This window comes from Streptomyces viridosporus T7A (assembly GCF_008704515.1).
GTDB lineage: Bacteria > Actinomycetota > Actinomycetes > Streptomycetales > Streptomycetaceae > Streptomyces > Streptomyces viridosporus.
Genome location: NZ_CP023700.1, coordinates 2,564,267 through 2,583,254, shown reverse-complemented (window position 1 = coordinate 2,583,254; position 18,988 = coordinate 2,564,267). Strand labels below are relative to the sequence as shown.

19 protein-coding genes are annotated in these 18,988 nt (G+C 73.2%); 3 read left to right on the top strand and 16 right to left on the bottom strand.

All coding sequences use genetic code 11. The features are described 5' to 3' along the window. Window positions 1–202: 202 nt before the first annotated feature. The 8 genes from CP969_RS12125 to CP969_RS12085 all read right to left on the bottom strand — a co-directional run bounded on the left by CP969_RS12125 (window position 203) and on the right by CP969_RS12085 (window position 7,667). Window positions 203–856, bottom strand: coding sequence for a LuxR C-terminal-related transcriptional regulator (locus tag CP969_RS12125; protein ID WP_004988969.1), 654 nt, complete (start codon window positions 854–856; stop codon window positions 203–205). Next, a complete protein-coding gene (locus CP969_RS12120; RefSeq protein ID WP_016826598.1) occupies window positions 841–2,106 on the bottom strand; it encodes a sensor histidine kinase in 1,266 nt (421 codons plus the stop codon). The genes CP969_RS12125 and CP969_RS12120 overlap by 16 nt, the downstream gene beginning before the upstream one ends. Before the next feature lie 69 nt (window positions 2,107–2,175). Beyond that, the gene (locus CP969_RS12115) at window positions 2,176–3,213 is read right to left on the bottom strand and encodes an SDR family oxidoreductase (RefSeq protein ID WP_004988973.1); all 1,038 of its coding nucleotides are present in this window, start codon (window positions 3,211–3,213) and stop codon (window positions 2,176–2,178) included. 69 nt (window positions 3,214–3,282) lie between these two features. Beyond that, a complete protein-coding gene (locus tag CP969_RS12110) occupies window positions 3,283–3,867 on the bottom strand; it encodes a winged helix-turn-helix domain-containing protein (RefSeq protein ID WP_004988974.1) in 585 nt (194 codons plus the stop codon). A gap of 358 nt (window positions 3,868–4,225) precedes the next feature. Then, complete coding sequence (gene glnII / locus CP969_RS12105; RefSeq protein ID WP_016826600.1) at window positions 4,226–5,263, bottom strand: glutamine synthetase; 1,038 nt, start codon at window positions 5,261–5,263, stop codon at window positions 4,226–4,228. Between the two features lie 333 nt (window positions 5,264–5,596). Then, window positions 5,597–6,277 carry an RlpA-like double-psi beta-barrel domain-containing protein gene (locus tag CP969_RS12100; protein WP_016826601.1) on the bottom strand — a complete coding sequence of 227 codons (681 nt, stop codon included), beginning with the start codon at window positions 6,275–6,277 and terminating at the stop codon, window positions 5,597–5,599. Between the two features lie 124 nt (window positions 6,278–6,401). Further along, window positions 6,402–7,205, bottom strand: coding sequence for a hypothetical protein (locus CP969_RS33200; protein ID WP_223887181.1), 804 nt, complete (start codon window positions 7,203–7,205; stop codon window positions 6,402–6,404). Between the two features lie 102 nt (window positions 7,206–7,307). Further along, window positions 7,308–7,667, bottom strand: a complete 360-nt coding sequence (locus CP969_RS12085) for an arsenate reductase family protein (protein WP_016826602.1) — start codon at window positions 7,665–7,667, stop codon at window positions 7,308–7,310. 388 nt (window positions 7,668–8,055) lie between these two features. Between CP969_RS12085 and CP969_RS12080 the strand changes: the two genes are divergently transcribed. After that, window positions 8,056–8,370, top strand: coding sequence for a hypothetical protein (locus CP969_RS12080; protein ID WP_004988994.1), 315 nt, complete (start codon window positions 8,056–8,058; stop codon window positions 8,368–8,370). A 221-nt stretch (window positions 8,371–8,591) separates the two neighbouring features. On the opposite strand, the gene CP969_RS12075 is transcribed toward CP969_RS12080, so the two are convergent. Both CP969_RS12075 and glnA read right to left on the bottom strand, forming a co-directional pair. Further along, a complete protein-coding gene (locus CP969_RS12075) occupies window positions 8,592–8,879 on the bottom strand; it encodes an SCO2583/SCO2584 N-terminal domain-containing protein (protein WP_004988998.1) in 288 nt (95 codons plus the stop codon). Between the two features lie 374 nt (window positions 8,880–9,253). Continuing rightward, the gene (glnA, locus tag CP969_RS12070) at window positions 9,254–10,663 is read right to left on the bottom strand and encodes a type I glutamate--ammonia ligase (protein ID WP_016826604.1); all 1,410 of its coding nucleotides are present in this window, start codon (window positions 10,661–10,663) and stop codon (window positions 9,254–9,256) included. 208 nt (window positions 10,664–10,871) lie between these two features. Between glnA and CP969_RS12065 the strand changes: the two genes are divergently transcribed. Continuing rightward, window positions 10,872–11,339, top strand: coding sequence for an RDD family protein (locus tag CP969_RS12065; protein ID WP_004989002.1), 468 nt, complete (start codon window positions 10,872–10,874; stop codon window positions 11,337–11,339). Window positions 11,340–11,421: 82 nt separating this feature from the next. Here CP969_RS12065 and CP969_RS12060 read toward each other — a convergent pair whose 3' ends face one another. From CP969_RS12060 to lipB, 4 genes are all read right to left on the bottom strand, one after another. Next, window positions 11,422–12,123: a DUF4191 domain-containing protein gene (locus tag CP969_RS12060; RefSeq protein ID WP_004989004.1), complete on the bottom strand. Its 702-nt coding sequence runs from the start codon at window positions 12,121–12,123 to the stop codon at window positions 11,422–11,424. Between the two features lie 77 nt (window positions 12,124–12,200). Beyond that, complete coding sequence (locus tag CP969_RS12055) at window positions 12,201–12,416, bottom strand: SCO2195 family GlnR-regulated protein (RefSeq protein WP_004989006.1); 216 nt, start codon at window positions 12,414–12,416, stop codon at window positions 12,201–12,203. 266 nt (window positions 12,417–12,682) lie between these two features. Then, window positions 12,683–13,648 (bottom strand): lipoyl synthase, encoded by a 966-nt coding sequence (gene lipA / locus CP969_RS12050; protein ID WP_004989007.1) that lies wholly within the window; start codon window positions 13,646–13,648, stop codon window positions 12,683–12,685. 105 nt (window positions 13,649–13,753) lie between these two features. After that, a complete protein-coding gene (lipB, locus tag CP969_RS12045; protein WP_004989010.1) occupies window positions 13,754–14,551 on the bottom strand; it encodes a lipoyl(octanoyl) transferase LipB in 798 nt (265 codons plus the stop codon). Between the two features lie 285 nt (window positions 14,552–14,836). Here lipB and CP969_RS12040 point away from each other — a divergent pair, with 285 nt between their 5' ends. Continuing rightward, window positions 14,837–16,303: a hypothetical protein gene (locus tag CP969_RS12040; RefSeq protein ID WP_004989011.1), complete on the top strand. Its 1,467-nt coding sequence runs from the start codon at window positions 14,837–14,839 to the stop codon at window positions 16,301–16,303. Between the two features lie 120 nt (window positions 16,304–16,423). Here the strand turns inward: CP969_RS12040 and CP969_RS12035 are convergent, their stop codons facing one another. Together CP969_RS12035 and CP969_RS12030 are read right to left on the bottom strand one after the other, a co-directional pair. Then, window positions 16,424–17,833 carry an NAD(P)/FAD-dependent oxidoreductase gene (locus CP969_RS12035; protein ID WP_016826607.1) on the bottom strand — a complete coding sequence of 470 codons (1,410 nt, stop codon included), beginning with the start codon at window positions 17,831–17,833 and terminating at the stop codon, window positions 16,424–16,426. A gap of 233 nt (window positions 17,834–18,066) precedes the next feature. Next, window positions 18,067–18,969 carry a TIGR01777 family oxidoreductase gene (locus CP969_RS12030; RefSeq protein WP_016826608.1) on the bottom strand — a complete coding sequence of 301 codons (903 nt, stop codon included), beginning with the start codon at window positions 18,967–18,969 and terminating at the stop codon, window positions 18,067–18,069. Window positions 18,970–18,988: the final 19 nt, after the last annotated feature.

The following is an 18,988-nucleotide window of genomic DNA, read 5'->3' as shown; positions in this document are numbered from 1 at the left end:
ACTTCCTTGCGGGGCATCCCATTGCGGGGCATCGAGCGGCCCGACAGGAGTGAAGCGGCTCCCTTGAGTACGGGAGCCGTCCCGCGGGTGTTCACCCGTCCCGGAAATCGATGAGAAATTCGTGCGGCGCGGTGGTTTCAACAGCCCCTGCCATACCGGGAGTTGCTGATCCCCCACACGAGGTGCACGGCCGGGTCCGGTTTCACCGGCCGTGGTCGAGATACGCGAGAACCGCCAGCACGCGCCGGTTGTCGTCGTCCGAGACCTCCAGCCCCAGTTTGGCGAAGATGTTCGCGGTGTGCTTCGCGATCGCCCGTTCCGTCACCACCAGCCTGGCCGCGATCGCCGTGTTGGACCGCCCCTGCGCCATCAGCTCCAGCACCTCCCGCTCCCGGGGCGTCAGCCGCGCCAGCGGCCGGTCGTCGCCCGACCGCCGCGCCAGCAACTGCTGGATCACCTGCGGGTCCATCGCCGTACCGCCCGCCGCCACCCGCCGCACGGCGTCCACGAACTGCTCCGCGTCGAACACCCGGTCCTTCAGCAGGTACCCCACGCCGCCGCTGCCGTCGGCCAGCAACTCCCGTGCGTACAACTGCTCCACGTGCTGCGAGAGCACCAGCACCGGCAGCCCGGGGCGCTCGCGGCGGGCGTGCAGCGCGCACTGCAGCCCCTCGTCGGTGTGCGTCGGCGGCAGGCGCACGTCGACGACGGCGACGTCCGGCTCCAGTTCGGCCAGGGCCCGGGCCAGTTCGGGCCCGGACTCCACGGCCGCGGCGATCTCGAAGTCGTGCGCTTGGAGGAGCCGGACGAGTCCGTCGCGCAGCAGGAACAGGTCTTCGGCTAGGACGACGCGCAAGGGATCTCCATGGTGACCATGGTGGGACCGCCCGCGGGGCTGCTGACGGCCAGGACGCCGTCGAATGTACCCAGCCGCCGCTCGACCCCGGCCAGTCCCGAGCCGGCCCCGACCACCGCGCCGCCCCTGCCGTTGTCGGTGACGGTCACCCGCAGGTGCCCGTCCGCGTGGTGCACGTCGACCCAGACGCGGTCGGCGCCGGAGTGCTTGACCGCGTTGGCGAGCACCTCGCTCACGGCGAAGTACGCGGCCGACTCCACGGGGGCGTCCGCCCGCCCGGGCAGCTCCACGTTCACCTCGGTGGCCACCGGCAGCCGCAGCGCCAGCGCCCGCACCGCGTCGCCCAGCCCGCGCTCGGCCAGCACCGGCGGATGGATGCCGCGCACCAGCTCGCGCAGCTCCGACAGGGCCTCCACGGAGGACCGGCGGGTCCGGGCGATCAGCTCCTTCGCCTTCGCCGGGTCCTTGTCGAGCAGCGCCTCGATGGTGCCCAGGTCCATGCCCACCGCGACCAGCCGGGCCTGCGCCCCGTCGTGCAGGTCCCGCTCGATGCGCCGCAGTTCGGCCGCGGAGGTGTCCACCGCGTCCCGCCGCGTCTCGGTCAGCACCCGTACCCGCTCGGCCAGTTCGGCCTGGTTCGAGCCGAGGACGGCCCGGGTGAGCCGGAAGTGGGCGTCCAGCAGGCGCCGGGCGAAGAAGTGCGCGAAGAACAGCAGGACGAGGGCGAGCACCCCCGCGCCGAGCGCGGACGTCTGGTCGTCGACGGGCACGAAGCCGTACCAGTACCCGTCGCCCATCACCCGCCACAGCCCGAGCGCCAGCGCGAACCCCTGCAGCGGGTAGAGCAGCAGCATCGCCGGCAGCAGCGCGGTGACGAAGCCCGCGGTCATGTCGACCACCAGCCACCTCAGGTCCCGCCAGGTCGCCGGGTCGCCCAGCATCCCGAAGGTGCGCGTCCACGGGTTGGCGCCTTGGGGCAGCGGCCGGTACGCGGGCGGGATCCGCACCCCGCCCCACTCGGCCGCCAGCACCCGCCGCCGGTTCGCGTACGTCCGCACCCACGCCAGCACGTACGGGGTGGTGACGATGCCGGCCCCGATCGGGATCAGCCCGAGGGAGAGCAGGGCCAGCGAGAGGCACAGCACCGATCCCGGCAGTCCCACCAGGGCCAGCGCCAGCCCCCGCAGCGCGGCGAGCGCGACGCCCCGCCCCCCGGTCCGCCCGTCACCGCTCTTCGTGTCGATGGTCATGGCGCAAGTCTGGCCGAGCGCGGGGGACGGGTCACTGGGCCGAGCCCCCCGGCCGGGAGGTGGTGCCACCTACACCCCTCCGGCGCTCCCGGTGTCCGCGGTGCCACCGGCGCGCGCCAGCACCTTCGCCTCCACCTCCGGGTCCAGCCCCTTGAGCGTCCGGTCCGGGCGCTGGGGCGCGGTGCCGCCGATGTCCCGAAGCCAGCGCCAGGTGTCGGCCACGGTCTCACCGACCGGACGGCAGCGCAGACCGGCCGCGACCGCCCGGGAGACGTCCGCGCTGTGCACCGCGCCGTACAGGTCGCTGCCCGGCGGCACCCACACCGGCAGCTCCGTCCACGGCTCGATGCCCGCCTCGAGGACCACCTCCGGATCGGTCCACCGCAGCTCGGCCGTGCCACCGGTCACCTCGGCGCACGCCTCCAGCAACCCGCCCATGGTGGTGTGCCCCTGCGGGGACATCAGGTTGTACGGCCCGCTCAGCTCCTGCCCGGCCGCGTCGAGGATCCACTCGGCGAGGTCGCGGGCGTCGACGTACTGGAGCGGCAGGTCACGCGGCCCCGGGGCGAGCACCGGGCCGCCGCGCGCCATCCGGGTCAGCCACCAGGGCAGCCGGCCCACGTTCTCGTACGGTCCGAGGATCAGCCCGGCCCGCACCAGCACCGACCGGTCCGCGCCGAAGGAACCGAGGACCGCGAGCTCCCCGCCCCGCTTGTCCCGCGCGTACTCCGTGCGGTCGGCGTCGGCCGAGGCGCCCTCCACCAGGGGAGCTTGCTCGGTGTACCCGGCGGGCGGGGCCCACGCGTACACCGAGCAGCTCGACACGTACACGTACCGTCCGGCGCGGCCCCGCAGCAGCCGCGCCGAGTCCCGCACCGCGCGCGGGGCGTCCGACCAGGTGTCGACGACGACGTCCCACTCCCCGGGGTCCTCGTCGAGCGCGGCCAGGCCGTCGGGCGCGGTGCGGTCGCCCCGCAGCGTCCGCGCGCCCGGCGGTGCCTCGTGCCGCCCCCGGTGGAAGACGGTCACGTCCCAGTCCCGGCCGAGGGCCGCCTCGACGACGGCCCGGCCCGCGAAATCCGTACCACCCAGCATCAGAAGTCTCATGCCGGTGACTCTGCCCGCTCCGGTGGTGCGGGGGAACGGGAATCTGCTGACGGCAGACGGCCGCCGGCCTCAGCGCCCGGTCGGCGGCAGGTACTTGTAGCCGACCCGGCGCACCGTGCGGATGGTGTCCCGGTACCGCGGGCCCAGCTTGCGGCGGAGCCGGGCGATGTGGACGTCGACGGTGCGGCCGTCGCCCACATGGCCGTAGCCCCACACCGTGCCGACCAGGTGCTCGCGGGTGTGCACCCGGCCCGGGTGCGCCACGAGATGGGCCAGCAGTTCGAACTCCAGGTAGGTGAGGTCCAGTTGCCGCCCGTCCACCTCGGCGGTGCGCCGGTCGGTGTCGACGCGGATCAGCGGGTCGTCGTCGGGCCCGGCGCCGGCGGACCCGGCCGGCTCCGGAGCCGCCACCGGGAACGGCGGCTGCTGGTCGGCCGGGACCAGCACGAGGTAGCCGACCATCGGGGGACGGCCGGGCAGGGCGGGCAGGCTGTGCTGCGGCGCGGGCAGCCAGGTGGCCCCCGGCGGCAGCAGGTCCGCGACGGTGGCCACGTCGTCCCGGTCGACGGCACGCAGCCGGTACCGGGGACGCTCGGGCGCGGGGGCGGCGAGCGGGGCGGAGGGGGCGGAGGACAGGGAACGGGTGGTCGCCATGAGAGGTCAGCTCTTTCGCGCGAAGGGGTCGTCGAGGGACGTACGCGGTTCGCGCCGGCGGAAGGCCGGGAGGTACGGCGTCAGAGAGCCGGCGCGTTCGTCGCGCGACAACACACCCGGTCGAAGTCGTGGTGCTGACGGGAGGGCCAGAAGGGCTCGAGGTCATGGCGACCCGTCACGGGGTACTTCTGGATGCCGACCATGCCCCCATTGAAGCAGACCCCGGCGGCCGGCAGGAGCCCGCGCCCACGGTGCGGACACCGCACCCACGGCGCGGCGGCCGGACGGCGCGAGGGGGGAGACCCGCCCCGACGGCGGTCGGCCGTCCCGCGCGACCGCGGGACGGCCGACCGGACGATCAGACCTGGCCGGCCTTCTCCAGGGCGGCGCAGCAGGTGTCGACCAGCAGACGGGTCACCACGTACGGGTCGACGTTGGCGTTCGGACGGCGGTCCTCGATGTACCCCTTGCCGTCCTTCTCGACCTGCCACGGGATACGGACCGAGGCGCCCCGGTCGGAGACGCCGTAGGAGTACGTGTCCCACGGGGCGGTCTCGTGCAGGCCGGTGAGGCGGTCGTCGATGCCGGCGCCGTAGTTCTTGACGTGGTCGAGCGGCTTGGAGCCCTCGCCCAGCGCCTCGCAGGCGGTGATGACCGCGTCGTAGGACTCGCGCATCGCCCTGGTGGAGAAGTTGGTGTGCGCGCCGGCGCCGTTCCAGTCGCCCTTGACCGGCTTCGGGTCCAGGGTGGCGGCGACGTCGAAGTCCTCGGCGGTGCGGTAGAGCAGCCAGCGGGCCACCCACAGCTGGTCGGCGACCTCCAGCGGCGGCAGCGGACCGACCTGGAACTCCCACTGGCCCGGCATGACCTCGGCGTTGATGCCGGAGATGCCCAGACCCGCCTTCAGGCAGTTGTCCAGGTGCGCCTCGACGACGTCACGGCCGAAGATCTCGTCGGAGCCGACACCGCAGTAGTAGCCGCCCTGCGGGGCCGGGAAGCCGCCCTTGGGGAAGCCGAGGGGGTGACCCTCCCGGAAGAAGGTGTACTCCTGCTCGATGCCGAAGACCGGCTCCTGGGCGGCGAACTTCTCGGCGACCTCGGCCAGCGCGGCACGGGTGTTGGAGGCGTGCGGCGTCATGTCCGTGTTGAGGACCTCGCACAGCACCAGGACGTCGTCACCGCCGCGGACCGGGTCGGGACAGACGAAGACCGGCTTGAGCACGCAGTCCGAGGCGTGGCCCTCGGCCTGGTTGGTGGAGGACCCGTCGAAGCCCCAGATCGGCAGTTCGGCGCCCTCGGCCGCTTCCCGGGAGGACGTGAGGACCTTCGTCTTGGAGCGCAGCTTGGCGGTCGGTGCGGTGCCGTCGATCCAGATGTACTCGGCCTTGAAGCTCACGGTCCACATCCTTCGGGGTGGGTCTGGGCGCCGGTGTGGGTGTTGCCGCGGCACCGGGGCGCCGTTCTCGTCGACAGGCAGCCTGTCAACGGGCGATTTCCCGACCATTGCCCGGATGTGAACCTCGTGTTACCTGATGTCGCCCTGTTCCACTCCACGGCGTGATCGTGCGCGTGGGTGTATGCGGAGGGGCCCGCCGCTCCCGTCCGGGAGCGGCGGGCCCCTCCCGGGCGGCGGCCGGAGCCGGGGCCCGCTCGTCGCACGCCCCGCCCGCCGGACCGGGCCGCCGCCCCGGAATCCCTGACGAACCTGTCGAGCCCGAGGACCCGGGCGTCACCCCACCTTCTCGATCACGGCCCGGCGGATCAGGAACTTGCCGGGCTCCCGGACCTGTTCGAAGGCCGCGTCGTTGAGCAGGACGCAGCTGCCGGACACCGAGGTGACTTCCACCGTCGTGGACTTGTTGTTGTCCAGGTTGGTGACCTTCAGCTTCGTGCCGGCCGGGAACTGGTTGCTGGACGCGGCCGGCGCGCCGGCCTCACCGGAGAGGGTGACGGTGGACCCGTTGCACACCTGCTCACCGGAGGCCGCCGCGCCCCCGCCGCCGGGGTCCTGCGCGGCGTCGCCGCCGCCGGCCTGTTCGCCCTGGGCGGGCTGCGAGGGGGCGGGCTGCTGGGGCTGCGCGGCCTGGGAGCCCTGAGCCGACTCCCCCACCGTGCACCCGGACGCCTCCTGCTTGCGCTTGATCTCCTCGACGACCGCCTCGCGGTTGGCGATCCGTGCCTCGGACTGGGCGTCGGGATTGGCCCGCTGGTCCGCGATGAACTTCTGGTTGTTGCCGAGTGCGGTGGCGAGCCCCTGGCAGACGGTCGAGTCCGCCGCCGACTTGGTGGTGGGCGTCGGCGCGGCGTTCGAGGTGTTCGCCATGACGAAGGCACCGCCTCCCGCCACCGTCGCGGCGCTCACCAGCAGAGCGATCTTCTTCTTGGGGCCGAGAGTTCTCCTGCGCGACATGCGCGCCTCCTGAAGAGGTAGGGGAGCGTACGCCGCTATGTACGAGATGCCGAACGGGGTTACTCAGCGGTTGGGCCGAATGGTCGAAGTAACCTGCGTCACAGAGCAGTTGAGCTGCCGTGTGTCAGCCGTGCCCGCCCTGTTCGTACGCCCTCACGTGATCGTGGACGTACCGGAGCAGCCCCTGCGTCCGCCGCGCGAGCGCGGCCTCCTCCGGCCCGGCGCCGTCCGTCCACTGCCCGTGGGCGAAGACCACGGACCGCACGGTCATCAGCTGCGCGAAGAGCCCCGCCGACCCCGCCGATCCCTCCGACCCCGGCGGCACGGCCGGCAGTCCCGTCTCCGGCTGCGGAACGAGCGGGACGACCCGGTGGGCCACCGGATCCGTCGAGACCCTCGCGAACACCGCCGAGGCGTCCTCGGCCCGCCGGAAGCTCGCCACGGTGACGGTCGTCCGGGAGCGCCGCTCGACGTCCGTGAACAGCGCCGAGGTCAGCCGTGCACAGCCCTCGCCCCGGTCGACGAGCGCCGCCGACTCCGCGGACAGGCCTCCGGCGCAGTCGGTGGTGGTCGCCAGGCCGACCCGCTGGTACCGGGAACCGTCCTTCAGGCGCACGTGCTTCTCCGGGAACGCCTGCTCCGGCCGGACCGCGGGCCGCACGAGCGGGGAGGGGAGGGCGTCCGGGGCGCCGGCGGACAGGGAGGCGGTGCCGGAGGGCGCCGACTTGGCCGCGGTGGAGGTGGCGGGGGTGGGGGAGGGGAAGGGAGAAGGGGAGGGGGAGACCGGTGGCGGCGCGGTCCGCTCCCCGCCGCCGTCCCCGTTCGTGTACAGCACCGTGCCGACCGCGATCGCCCCGAGCAGTGCGACCGCCGCCGCGCCGCCGGCCGTGGACCGCGGTCCGCGGCTGTCATGATCGTCGAAGGTCATGGCGGCGGAGGGTAACAGCAGGGCCGTCCCGCATCCCGCCACGCGGACGAGAAGGGTGAACGGGCGAACGGGCGGGCGAGGGAACGGGCGACTGGCGGGGGGCTAACGGGACAGGGCCTCCCGTACCGCCTCCTCCGTGCGGGCCACGACCGCCGTGCCGTCGTCCGCGGTGATGATCGGACGTTGGATCAGCTTGGGGTGCTCGGCGAGCGCCGTGATCCAGCGGTCCCGGGTACCGGCGTCCCGTGCCCACTCCTTGAGCCCGAGCTCCTTCGCGGCGGCCTCCTGGGTACGGGTGATGTCCCACGGCTCCAGGCCGAGACGGTCCAGCACCTCGCGGATCTCGTCCTCGCTCGGCACGTCCTCCAGGTAGCGGCGGACGGTGTAGTCGGCGCCCTCGGCGTCGAGCAGACCGAGGGCGCTGCGGCACTTGGAACAGGCCGGGTTGATCCAGATCTCCATACCGCACACGGTACGCCGTGGCGGCGCACCCCCTCCGTCACCTGTGCCCCCGCACGCTCGGAAGCCCTGGCGGCCCGGGGTGCCGGAGCGGCTCGCCCGACGGCGTCGACCGCGGGGAACCGCACCCGTCATGTCCTGCGCGAAACGGGCCGCCCCGGTGCGGAGGGGGTGCCTGCCGCACCGCCTCTGTTCGAATTTCCACCGCCTCACGCACCCCTCCCGAACCTGGGGTGACGCGCTGGTAATTCCCTTGCTCACCTGGGCGTTTGCTCGGCTCCGCACACCTCCGGATGTCAGTGCCGGGCGGTAAACTGGAAGCAGTGTTCGAGGGAGTCGCCGGGGTCGTCGTGGATCCCGGGGGCCGCCCTGACGCGACAGGAGGATGTCCGTGCCCGCTGCCGCCCTCAAGCCGAAGCCCCTGCCCACCCAGTCCACCGCGAAGCGTCCCGTCCCGCTGGAGACGCCCTGCGCGCCGGTCGAGAAGCGACCGCTGCCCGCGGGCCGCCCGCGGGAGTGGTACCTCACGCACAACCGCCGGCTCAAGGCGATGCGGCTCGCCATCGCCCTGCTGGACTCCGGCGTCTACCTGCCCGCCCAGGCGCGCAACGAGACGATCCGGAGGACGGCGGAGCTGATCGGCGTGCACCCGCCGTCGGACACCACGTGCCACATGGTGCGGGCGTTCATGCGCTACAACCGCTGAGCCGCGCCGCGGCGCCGGACGCCCCCGAAACCGCGGGGCGCCCGGCGCCGCACCGTCTCCGCGTCACCGCCGGAGCCGCGTCGACCGCGCACCCCGGCCTCCCACGCCGTCCTCCCGCTCCGGATGTCGTCGTCCGTGCCTGCCCGCCCTCCGTCGACCTGCCGTCCCGGCGATCGCAGGAACCGGTGGAGCGGGCGGTCGCACGATTTGGTGCGGGTGAATCAGTGCGGGCGGAAGTCGATGTACCCGAGGAACAGGATCACCGCCACCACGCAACCGAGCACCACGGCCGTCGACACCCAGGACGACCGGCCGGACGACCGCGTGTGCTCCGGGTCGGGGCGGAACGGGACCGGTCCGGGCGGGTTGTCCTTCCAACGCGCGGCGAGCATCCGGGCGCGGGCGGACGGCTCCTTGTACTCCGCGCCGTCGGCCCACCGCAGGTCGAACTCGCGCTGCTCGGCGTCGTCCTGCTCGTCCCTGCCGCGCCCGCCGTCCTTCTCGGTCATCCCCGTTTCCCCTCTCGAACATCCGTCTGGAACCAGGATCCTCCCACCGGCCCCCCTCTGTGAAGCGCCGACCGGGCGCGTCGGCAACCACTGCTGGAGCGAGGCAGGTTGGGCGGCGGGACGGTACCGGGGACGCCTCCGGGGACGGGACGGTTCCCGGGCGAGCGAGGACGGGCGGGGCACAGGGGCGCACGGCGACCGTACGGGGAAGCGTCGGCGACGACGGGCGCCGCCCGCACCGGCGCCGGGCGCACCGTTCCCCGAGGGCACGTCCGACGGACCGTCCCGTTCCTGAACGCGACGAGGGCCCGCCGCCCCGTGAAGGGCGGCGGGCCCCCGGAAGGGAAGCCCCGGGCCGGGAGGCCCGGTGTCCGTCACACGTCGAAGTAGAGCTCGAACTCGTGCGGGTGCGGACGCAGCTGCAGCGGGGCGATCTCGTTCGCGCGCTTGTAGTCGATCCACGTCTCGATCAGGTCCGGCGTGAACACGTCGCCCTGGAGGAGGAACTCGTGGTCGGCCTCGAGGTGGTCCAGCACGGCGCCGAGGGAGGTCGGGACCTGCGCGACGTTGGCGTGCTCCTCGGGCGCCAGCTCGTAGAGGTCCTTGTCGATCGGCTCGGCCGGCTCGATCTTGTTCTTGATGCCGTCCAGGCCGGCCAGGAGCAGGGCCGAGAAGGCCAGGTACGGGTTGCCGGAGGCGTCCGGGGCGCGGAACTCGACGCGCTTGGCCTTCGGGTTCGACCCGGTGATCGGGATGCGCATCGCGGCGGAGCGGTTGCGCTGCGAGTACACCAGGTTCACCGGGGCCTCGAAGCCCGGCACCAGGCGGTGGTAGGAGTTCACCGTCGGGTTGGTGAAGGCCAGCAGCGACGGGGCGTGCCTGAGGATGCCGCCGATGTAGTAGCGGGCCATGTCCGACAGGCCGGCGTAGCCCTGCTCGTCGTAGAAGAGCGGCTCGCCGCCCGCCCACAGCGACTGGTGGACGTGCATGCCCGAACCGTTGTCACCGAAGATCGGCTTCGGCATGAAGGTCGCGGTCTTGCCGTTGCGCCAGGCGACGTTCTTCACGATGTACTTGAAGAGCTGCAGGTCGTCGGCGGCCGCGAGCAGGGTGTTGAACTTGTAGTTGATCTCGGCCTGGCCGGCGGTGCCCACCTCGTGGTGCTGGCGCTCGACCTTCAGGCCGGCCCGGTCCAGCTCCAGGGAGATCTCGGCGCGCAGGTCGGCGAAGTGGTCGACCGGCGGGACCGGGAAGTAGCCGCCCTTGTAGCGGACCTTGTAACCGCGGTTGTCCTCCAGCGCCCCGGTGTTCCAGGCGCCCGCCTCGGAGTCGATGTGGTAGAAGGACTCGTTCTCGGAGGTCTTGAAGCGCACGCTGTCGAAGACGTAGAACTCGGCCTCGGGGCCGAAGAACGCGGTGTCCGCGATGCCGGTGGAGGCGAGGTAGGTCTCGGCCTTCTTGGCCACGTTGCGCGGGTCGCGGGAGTACTGCTCACCCGTGATCGGGTCGTGGATGAAGAAGTTGATGTTCAGCGTCTTGTCACGGCGGAACGGGTCGACGCGGGCGGTCGACAGGTCCGGGAGCAGCGCCATGTCGGACTCGTGGATGGCCTGGAAACCACGGATCGAGGATCCGTCGAAGGCCAGCTCCTCGGCCGGGTCGAACGTGTCGGCAGGCACGGTGAAGTGCTGCATCACACCCGGGAGGTCGCAGAAGCGGACATCGACGAACTTGACGTCCTCGTCCGCGATGAACTTCTTGGCCTCGTCGGCGTTCTGGAACATCCAGCTCCTCCTACTCCCGACCGTCCCGCCGGGGTGGTAGATCGTTCGTGCGGCCAGTGCGGGTGGCACACGTTGCACTCGACCCTAGGGACGGGTCATTTCTCGGGCGTGACCCGTTTGTTTCGCACGCGTTAACCGACGTCTTTCCACGGTAGCCCCGGGTACCCCTCCGTCCTCCGGTCATATCCGGGCGCAGTACCGTGGACGGGTGGACAACAGGCAAGCAATCGGATCATGGCTGTCCGGGCCGCGCGCGGCCATGGAGGACGCCGGTGCCGAGTTCGGCTACCGGGGCGAGCAGCTGGGACTGCCGGAGGAGGGACCGGGCTCGATCGCCCGGCCGGGCCGCAGGCTCGGGGCCCTCGCCGTGGACTGGTCCCTGTGCATGCTGATCGCATACGGTCTCATCACCGACGGCTACGGACAGGCGACGGGCAACTGGGCGCTGCTGGTGTTCTTCGTGATGAGCGTCCTCACCGTCGGGACGGTCGGCTTCACCCCCGGCAAGCGGCTGTTCGGCCTGCGCGTGGTCGCCCTCGACACCGGGCAGGTCCATCCGGGCCGGGGCCTGCTGCGCTCGGCCCTGCTCTGCCTCGCCCTCCCCGCCCTGATCTGGGACCGCGACGGCCGCGGCCTGCACGACCGGCTCGCCCGCACGGTCGAGGTGCGGATCTGACCTCCACCGCCACGGCATGCGTCGAGGGGGCGCCCGGATCACTCCGGGCGCCCCCTCGACGCATGCCGTGGCACACGGTGGCTCAGCGGCCCCTCGGGCCGCCCTTCGGCAGCTTCATGCCCTTGGGCATCGGGCCCTTGGGCAGCGGCATGTTGCTCATCAGGTCGCCCAGGGCGCGCAGCCGGTCGTTGGTCGCGGTGACCTGCGGGCCGTTGAGGACGCGGGGCAGCTTGAGCATGGTGGTGCGCAGCTTCTTCAGCTCGACCCGGCCCTCGCCGGTGCCCACGATCAGGTCGTGCACCGGGACGTCCGCGACGATGCGGTTCATCCGCTTCTTCTCGGCGGCGAGCAGGCTCTTCACCCGGTTCGGGTTGCCCTCGGCGACCAGCACGATGCCGGCCTTGCCGACCGCGCGGTGCACCACGTCCTGGTTGCGGTTCATGGCCACCGCGGGGGTGGTCGTCCAGCCCCGGCCGATGTTGTCGAGCACCGCCGCGGCGGCGCCCGGCTGTCCCTCCATCTGCCCGAAGGCCGCTCGCTCGGCCCGGCGCCCGAACACGATCGCCGTCGCGAGGAAGGCGAGCAGGAAGCCCAGGATGCCGAGATAGATGGGGTGGCCGATCAAGAAACCGATCGCGAGGAAGACACCGAAGGTGACGATTCCGACAGCCGCGAGTACAAGGCCGATCTTCTTGTCGGCCTTGCGGGTCATCTTGTAGGTCAGGGCGATCTGCTTCAGTCGCCCGGGGTTCGCAGCGTCCGCTGCGGTTTCCTTCCTCGCCATGCCACGAAGTCTACGTGCCCCCGGGAGCGCCGACGACGGCAGTGCCCGAGGAGCGCGCGGGCGGGAGGGACGGACGGTCAGGGACGGACGGTCAGGGGCGGGACCGGGGGCGTCTGCTCGAGGACGCGCTGCGCCTCGACCCGGTCCCTGGCCCGGCGGCGGTCCTCCAGCACCGACGTCCAGGCGTTGCGGCGGGCGGTGCGCTGGCCGCCGCTCATGAGGAGCGCCTCGACGGCGCGCAGTGCGGTGGTGAAGGACGGGATGGCGGTGGCGCGGACGGGAGCGGCCTGCATGGCGGAGGTCCCCTTCGGTACTCCGGGTACGGGTACGTGGTGTGATTCCAGGGTCACTGATTGGTGTTACCAGGGCGTGACCGACCGGTCAAACAGGGATGAAGCCCCGGTGGGCCGGTCCGGAACGCCGAAGCGGCCCCGAGTGCCGCCCTCATCTGCGAGGACGGTCGGGGCCGCGTGCTCTCGGCCGTGACCGGCGGGTAGCTCCTTGTGCGTGACTTCACACGCCGTGCCGCCCGGTGCGGGGCGCGACCGGTGACACCGCGTCAGACGGCCTGGGAGGCCACGTACGCGCCCCGCTTCTCGACCGCCATCCGGTACAGGCGGCCGGCGCGGTACGAGGAGCGGACCAGCGGGCCGGACATCACGCCGGAGAAGCCGATCTGCTCGGCCTCCTCCTTCAGCTCCACGAACTCGGCCGGCTTCACCCAGCGCTCGACGGGGTGGTGGCGCACCGAGGGGCGCAGGTACTGCGTGATGGTGACCAGCTCGCAGCCGGCGTCGTGCAGCTGCCGCAGCGCCTCGCCGACCTCCTCGCGGGTCTCGCCCATGCCGAGGATCAGGTTCGACTTGGTGACCAGGCCGTAGTCCCGGGCGGCGGTGATGACCTTCAGGGAGCGGTCGTAACGGAAGCCGGGGCGGATCCGCTTGAAGATCCTCGGCACCGTCTCGACGTTGTGCGCGAAGACCTCGGGGCGCGAGGAGAAGACCTCCTCGAGCTGTTCGGGGACCGCGTTGAAGTCGGGGGCGAGCAGCTCGACCTTGGTGCGGCCGTCCTCGCGGTCCGCGGTCTGCGTGTGGATCTGGCGCACGGTCTCGGCGTACAGCCAGGCGCCGCCGTCCTCCAGGTCGTCGCGGGCGACGCCGGTGATGGTGGCGTAGTTCAGGTCCATGGTGACCACGGACTCGCCCACGCGGCGCGGCTCGTCGCGGTCGAGGGCCTCGGGGCGGCCGGTGTCGATCTGGCAGAAGTCGCAGCGCCGGGTGCACTGGTCGCCGCCGATGAGGAAGGTCGCCTCGCGGTCCTCCCAGCACTCGTAGATGTTCGGACAGCCGGCTTCCTGGCAGACCGTGTGCAGGCCCTCGCTCTTGACGAGGCTCTGCATCTTGGAGTACTCGGGACCCATTTTCGCCCGGGTCTTGATCCACTCGGGCTTGCGCTCGATGGGGGTCTGACTGTTGCGGACCTCCAGGCGCAGCAACTTGCGTCCGTCGGGTGCGACTGCGGACACGTCGGCTCCCTAGCTTCGATTCTTCGGCGTACACCAGGGTACGCCCGTGTTTGTGGGGCCTGCCCCGAGGGCCGACCTCCGACCGACGGGTTTCCTTCCCGTCGGTCAGGCGGTCGCCCGCTCGATCTCCCGCGGCTTGAGCTCCGCGTTCTCCAGGATGTCCCGCAGGTGCCGCTCCACGACCGGCAGCACCTCGTCGACGGTGATGTCGCGGCCCAGCTCGTGCGCCAGCGAGGTGACGCCCGCGTCGCGGATGCCGCACGGGATGATCCGGTCGAACCACTGGTTGTCGGGGTTCACGTTCAGCGAGAAGCCGTGCATGGTGACGCCCTTGGCCACGCGGATGCCGATCGCGGCGATCTTGCGGTCCTCGCGGCGCTGGCCGGCGTTGGAGGGCGCGTACTCCGGGCCGTTGAGCCGGGGGTCGAACTCCTCGTCGTGCAGCCGGGGGTCGAAGTCCAGGGAGAGGCCGCCGAGCGCCGGGCGCCGTTCGACCGGGTCGCCCAGCACCCACACCCCGCTGCGGCCCTCGATCCGGGTGGTCTCCAGGCCGAACTCCGCACAGGTGCGCAGCAGCGCCTCCTCCAGGCGCCGGACGTGCGCGACCACGTCCACCGGTCGGGGCAGCTTCTGGATCGGGTAGCCCACGAGCTGGCCGGGGCCGTGCCAGGTGATCTTCCCGCCGCGGTCCACGTCGATGACCGGGGTGCCGTCCAGGGGCCGCTCGCCGTCCTCGGTGCGCCGGCCGGCGGTGTAGACCGGGGGGTGCTCCAGGAGGAGCACGGTGTCGGGGATCTCGTCGGCGAACCGCGCCGCGTGCACCCGGCGCTGCTCGTCCCAGGCCACCCGGTAGTCCACGGCCTCGGTCCCGAAGCCCATCCGGACGAACCGCAACTCACTCACGGCAAGTGCCTCCCTGGAAGTCGTCAGGCACACAACGCACCCACGCCACTGTACGACCGTACGACCGGTCCGGGAGGAGCGGCCGACGGGGGTGCCGGAGCGGGGCGGCGACGGTTCCTACCCGTCAGCTTTCGGATCATTCCTCACACGATCGGATGAATGTGTATCGAGAAGTGCGATCGACTGCTCACTCTCCGCTACATTCGCGCCGACCATGAGGCCGTGAGGACCGCTCACAGCAATCCGGGCGCATCGCTGACCGGAAGGCAGGAGACCGCACCACAGATGACGGAACGACCCGCGCAGCGCACCCCCAACCGACAGCTCGCCGCGCTCATCGCAGAAGCGGGGTTCTCCAACGCGGGACTCGCCCGTCGCGTGGACCAGCTCGGTCTCGAACACGGGCTCGACCTGAGATACGACAAGACGTCCGTCACCCGCTGGCTGCGCGGACAACAGCCGCGGGGCACCACCCCGGCGCTCATCGCCGAGGTCTTCACCCGGCGTCTCGGCCGGCGCCTGACCGCACAGGACCTCGGCCTGGACGCCTGCGCCCCCGTGTACGCGGGCCTGGAGTTCGCCGCCACTCCCGAGGAGGCCGTCGACATCGTCAGCGGGCTGTGGCGCAAGGACTCCGGGAGCCACGCCGAACTGCGCAAGATCGCCTTCACCTCCGCCGGACTCGTCGTCCCCAGCCGGGACTGGCTCATCGGTCGCGCGGACGAGAAGGTGGCCCGGGCCGAGCAGCCGGTGCGCGTCCCCGCCCAGGGCCGCCCGCCCGCCCTCCGCCCCCCGGGCCCGTCCGACTCCGCCGCCCGCCGGCGCGGCACGGCCGAACGCGGCCCCGGCCAGCGGGTCACCGGCGGCGACATCGCCGCGCTGCGCTCGGTCGGCGAGCTGTTCCGCACCCTCGACGACGCCTACGGCGGCGGCCACGCCCGCCAGGCCCTGGTGCGCTACCTGGAGCACGAGTGCGAGCCGATGCTGCGCGGCACCTACGGCGAGCAGACCGGCCGGCGCCTGTTCGCGGCCGCCGCCGAGCTGACCCGGCTGGCCGGCTGGACGTCGTACGACATCGCCGCGCACGGACTCGCCCAGCGCTACTTCGTGCAGGCGCTCCGGCTCGCGCAGGCGGCCGGGGACCGGGCCTACGGCGCGTACGTGCTCGTCACCATGAGCCGGCAGGCCGTCTACCTCGCCCACGGGCGGGAGGCCGTCCAGCTCGCGCGGGTCGCCCAGCAGGGCGCGGGGGGCTCCGCGCCGCCCGTGGTCCAGGCCCTGCTGCACGCCGCCGAGGCGCGCGGGCACGCGGTGCTCGGCGAGGTGCGGGCCTGCACCGCCGCGCTGGTGCGCGCCGAACGCGCGCTGGAGGGCGCCCGGACCGGCGACGAGGCGCCGCACTGGGCGCGCTGCTTCGACGAGGCGCAGCTCGCCGACGAGTTCGGCCACTGCCACCGGGACCTCCAGCAGTTCCGCGCCGCCGCCCAGCACGCGGAGCGCTCCCTGCAACTGCGCGCCCCGGGTCACGCCCGCAACCGTCTGCTGTGCCGGGTGGTCCTGGCCACCGCCCGCCTGGGCCTCGGCGAACTCGACCAGGCCTGCCAGCTCGCCGCCGAGGCGGCCGGGCAGGCGACGGAGATGCGCTCGGTGCGGGCGGTGGAGTACGTCCGGGACTTCGAGCGCCGACTGGAGCCCTACCGCGACGCGGCCGCCGTGCGCGCCTACCGCGACCGGGTCGCGGCCTACGGCTGACCCGCCCGCGCGGTGCGCGGCCCGCCGCCGACCGCCGGGCCGGAGAGGATCCGGCCGGCGGGGCCGCGGCGGGCGTACGGCCGCCCGTGGCCGGGCCGCCCGTGGTGGGGGCGTCCGCGGTCAGGCCGCCCGTGCCGTGGGCAGGGGGTCCGCCGTGTGCAGGGGGCGGTCCGCGCCCAGGTCCGCGAGGATCGCGGCCGAGGCGCGGTGGGCCGAGTGCAGGGCGCCCTGGACCGTGCCGGCGTCCCGGTGGTCGCCGCACACGTACAGGCCCGCCAGCAGCCGCACCGGACGGCGCAGATCGTGCGGGGGCCGCATGGCGGGCACCGCCTCGGCGGTGTGGTGCACGGCGAGCGTCTCCCAGCGGGCGGTCGACGTCCCGTACAGCCGGGCCAGATGCATGCGGACGGCCGTGTCCACCTGGGCCGGGGGCGGGCCCAGGACCGTCGAGGACACCAGCGTGCGGCCGGCCGGCGCCCTCGACGGATCGACCCGGCCGATCACCGCCGTGTGGGCGACCGGGCCGCCCCGGTCGGCGTCGAGCAGCAGCGAGGTGCCGGTCGCCGGCGGCTCGTCGGCCGTGTGGTGCACCACCGTCACCGGGTGGAAGCCCGGTACGCGCAGACCGGGCAGCAGCTCGGCGGCGGACCGCGCGCCGGTGGCGATCAGCACCGCGCGGCAGCGGAACTCGCCGTGCTCGGCGGTGGTCACCGAGGTCGTCGACACGGCGGTGACCCGCACCCCCGTGTGCACCGTGCCCGGCGGCAGCGTCCGGGCCAGCCGCTCCGGCAGCGCCTCGGCGCCGCCCTCCGGCAGGCACAGCCGCCCGCGCGCGAAGGCCCGCAGCGCGAGGTCCGCGCACCGGCTGGAGGTGGTGAGCTCCGGGTCGCACAGCAGGGCGGCGAGCAGCGGACGCAGGAAGCCGTCGATGGTGCGGGCGGGCAGGCCCCGGGCCACCAGCGCCTCGGCGACGGGCAGCTCGGGCCGGGCCAGCAGCCGTTCCACGGGCGTGTCCGCCAGCTTCGTGAACGCGGCGCCCAGCCGCGCCTGGTCGACCGCCGTGCCCAGCGGGGCGCCGGTGCGGCTGCGCGGTACGGACACCTGCCGCCCGGGCACGGCCACCGGCCGCCGCGGACCGGGAGCCGGCCGTGGGGCGCTCGCCAGAGCGCGCACCGCGTGGAGTGCGCCCCGCGCGCCTCGGGCACTCCCGCCCCACGTGCCGGACGGCACGCCCGCGCGGTGGTGCCGTCCGTCGCTGTGCAGCAGGACGCCGGGCGCGAAGGGACGCAGGACGAGCCCGTCGAGGCCCGGGGCCAGGCGTAGTTCGGGATACGCGGTGGACAGCAACGGCCCGGTCCGGTCGAGCCGGAAGCCGTCGACCTTCTCGGTCGTCATGCGGCCGCCCACCTCGGGGGCGGCCTCCAGGACCATGGTGGTGACTCCTGCGCTGGTCAGTCGTCGCGCCGCGGAGAGTCCGGCGACCCCGGCTCCCACGACGACGACGTCCGCCTGGTACGTGGGCTCAAGCACGTGCCCCTCCTCGAGGTTGCGCGGGCGCTGGAAACGTCATGCCCTCAACAGGCCCCAGGAATACCCGAGTTCGGCTCGAGGCTAAGGCCGTGATCGGTCGCGGTCAGTCGCGCATCGACAGAGCACGGGCGCACGGCGGTCGCACGGGCACGCCGGACGGGCACGGTGCGGTCGCAGAGGGGTCGGTTCCGTACGGACCGCGGTCGCACGTGCTCGTGCGCGCTCGTACGCGCTCACAGGGCCGCCCTGACCGCCCCCTCGATCTCCGGGAAGGCGAACCGGAAGCCGGACTCCAGCAGACGGGCCGGCAGCACCCGGGCACTGCCCAGCACGTCCCCGGCCATCTCGCCGAGCACCGCCCGCAGTACGGGCGCGGGCACCGCGAACACCGTCGGCCGGCGCAGCACCCGGGCCATCGCCTCCGTGATCTCACGGTTGGTCAGCGGGTGCGGGGCGGTCAGGTTGAACGGCCCGGACAGCCCGTCGGTGTCCAGCAGGTGGCGCAGCGCGGCCACCTCGTCGTGCAGCGCGATGAACGACCAGTACTGGCGCCCGTCGCCCAGCCGCCCGCCCAACCCGGCCCGGAACAGCGGGAAGAGCCTGCCCCACGCGCCGCCCCCGCGGGCCACCACCAGCCCGGTCCGCGCGAACACCGTCCGCACGCCCGCCTCCCGCGCCGGTGCCGCGGCGGCCTCCCACTCCACGCACAGGGACGGCAGGAAGCCCTCCCCGGGCGGCGCGCTCTCGTCGACCGCCCGGTCACCGGTGTCGCCGTAGTAGCCGATCGCGCTGCCGTTCACGAACACCCGGGGCCGCACGTCCTCGGCCAGCTCCGCGACGGCCCCGGCGAGCGCGGCCGTGCCCCGCACCCGACTGGTGCGGATCAGCTCCTTGTACTGCGCCGTCCAGCGCCGGTCGCCCACCCCGGCCCCCGCGAGGTTGACCACGGCGTCGCACCCGGCGAGCCCGGCGGCGTCCACGGACCCCCGCTCCGGGTCCCACCGGACCTCGTCCGCCGCCCGGGGCGCACGCCGCACCAGACGGCGGACCTCGTGCCCGTCGGAGGTCAGGGACCGGACCAGCGCGCCACCGATGAGGCCGGACGCGCCGGCCACCGCGATTCGGGAACGTTCCATGGGGCCCATCCTGCCCCCG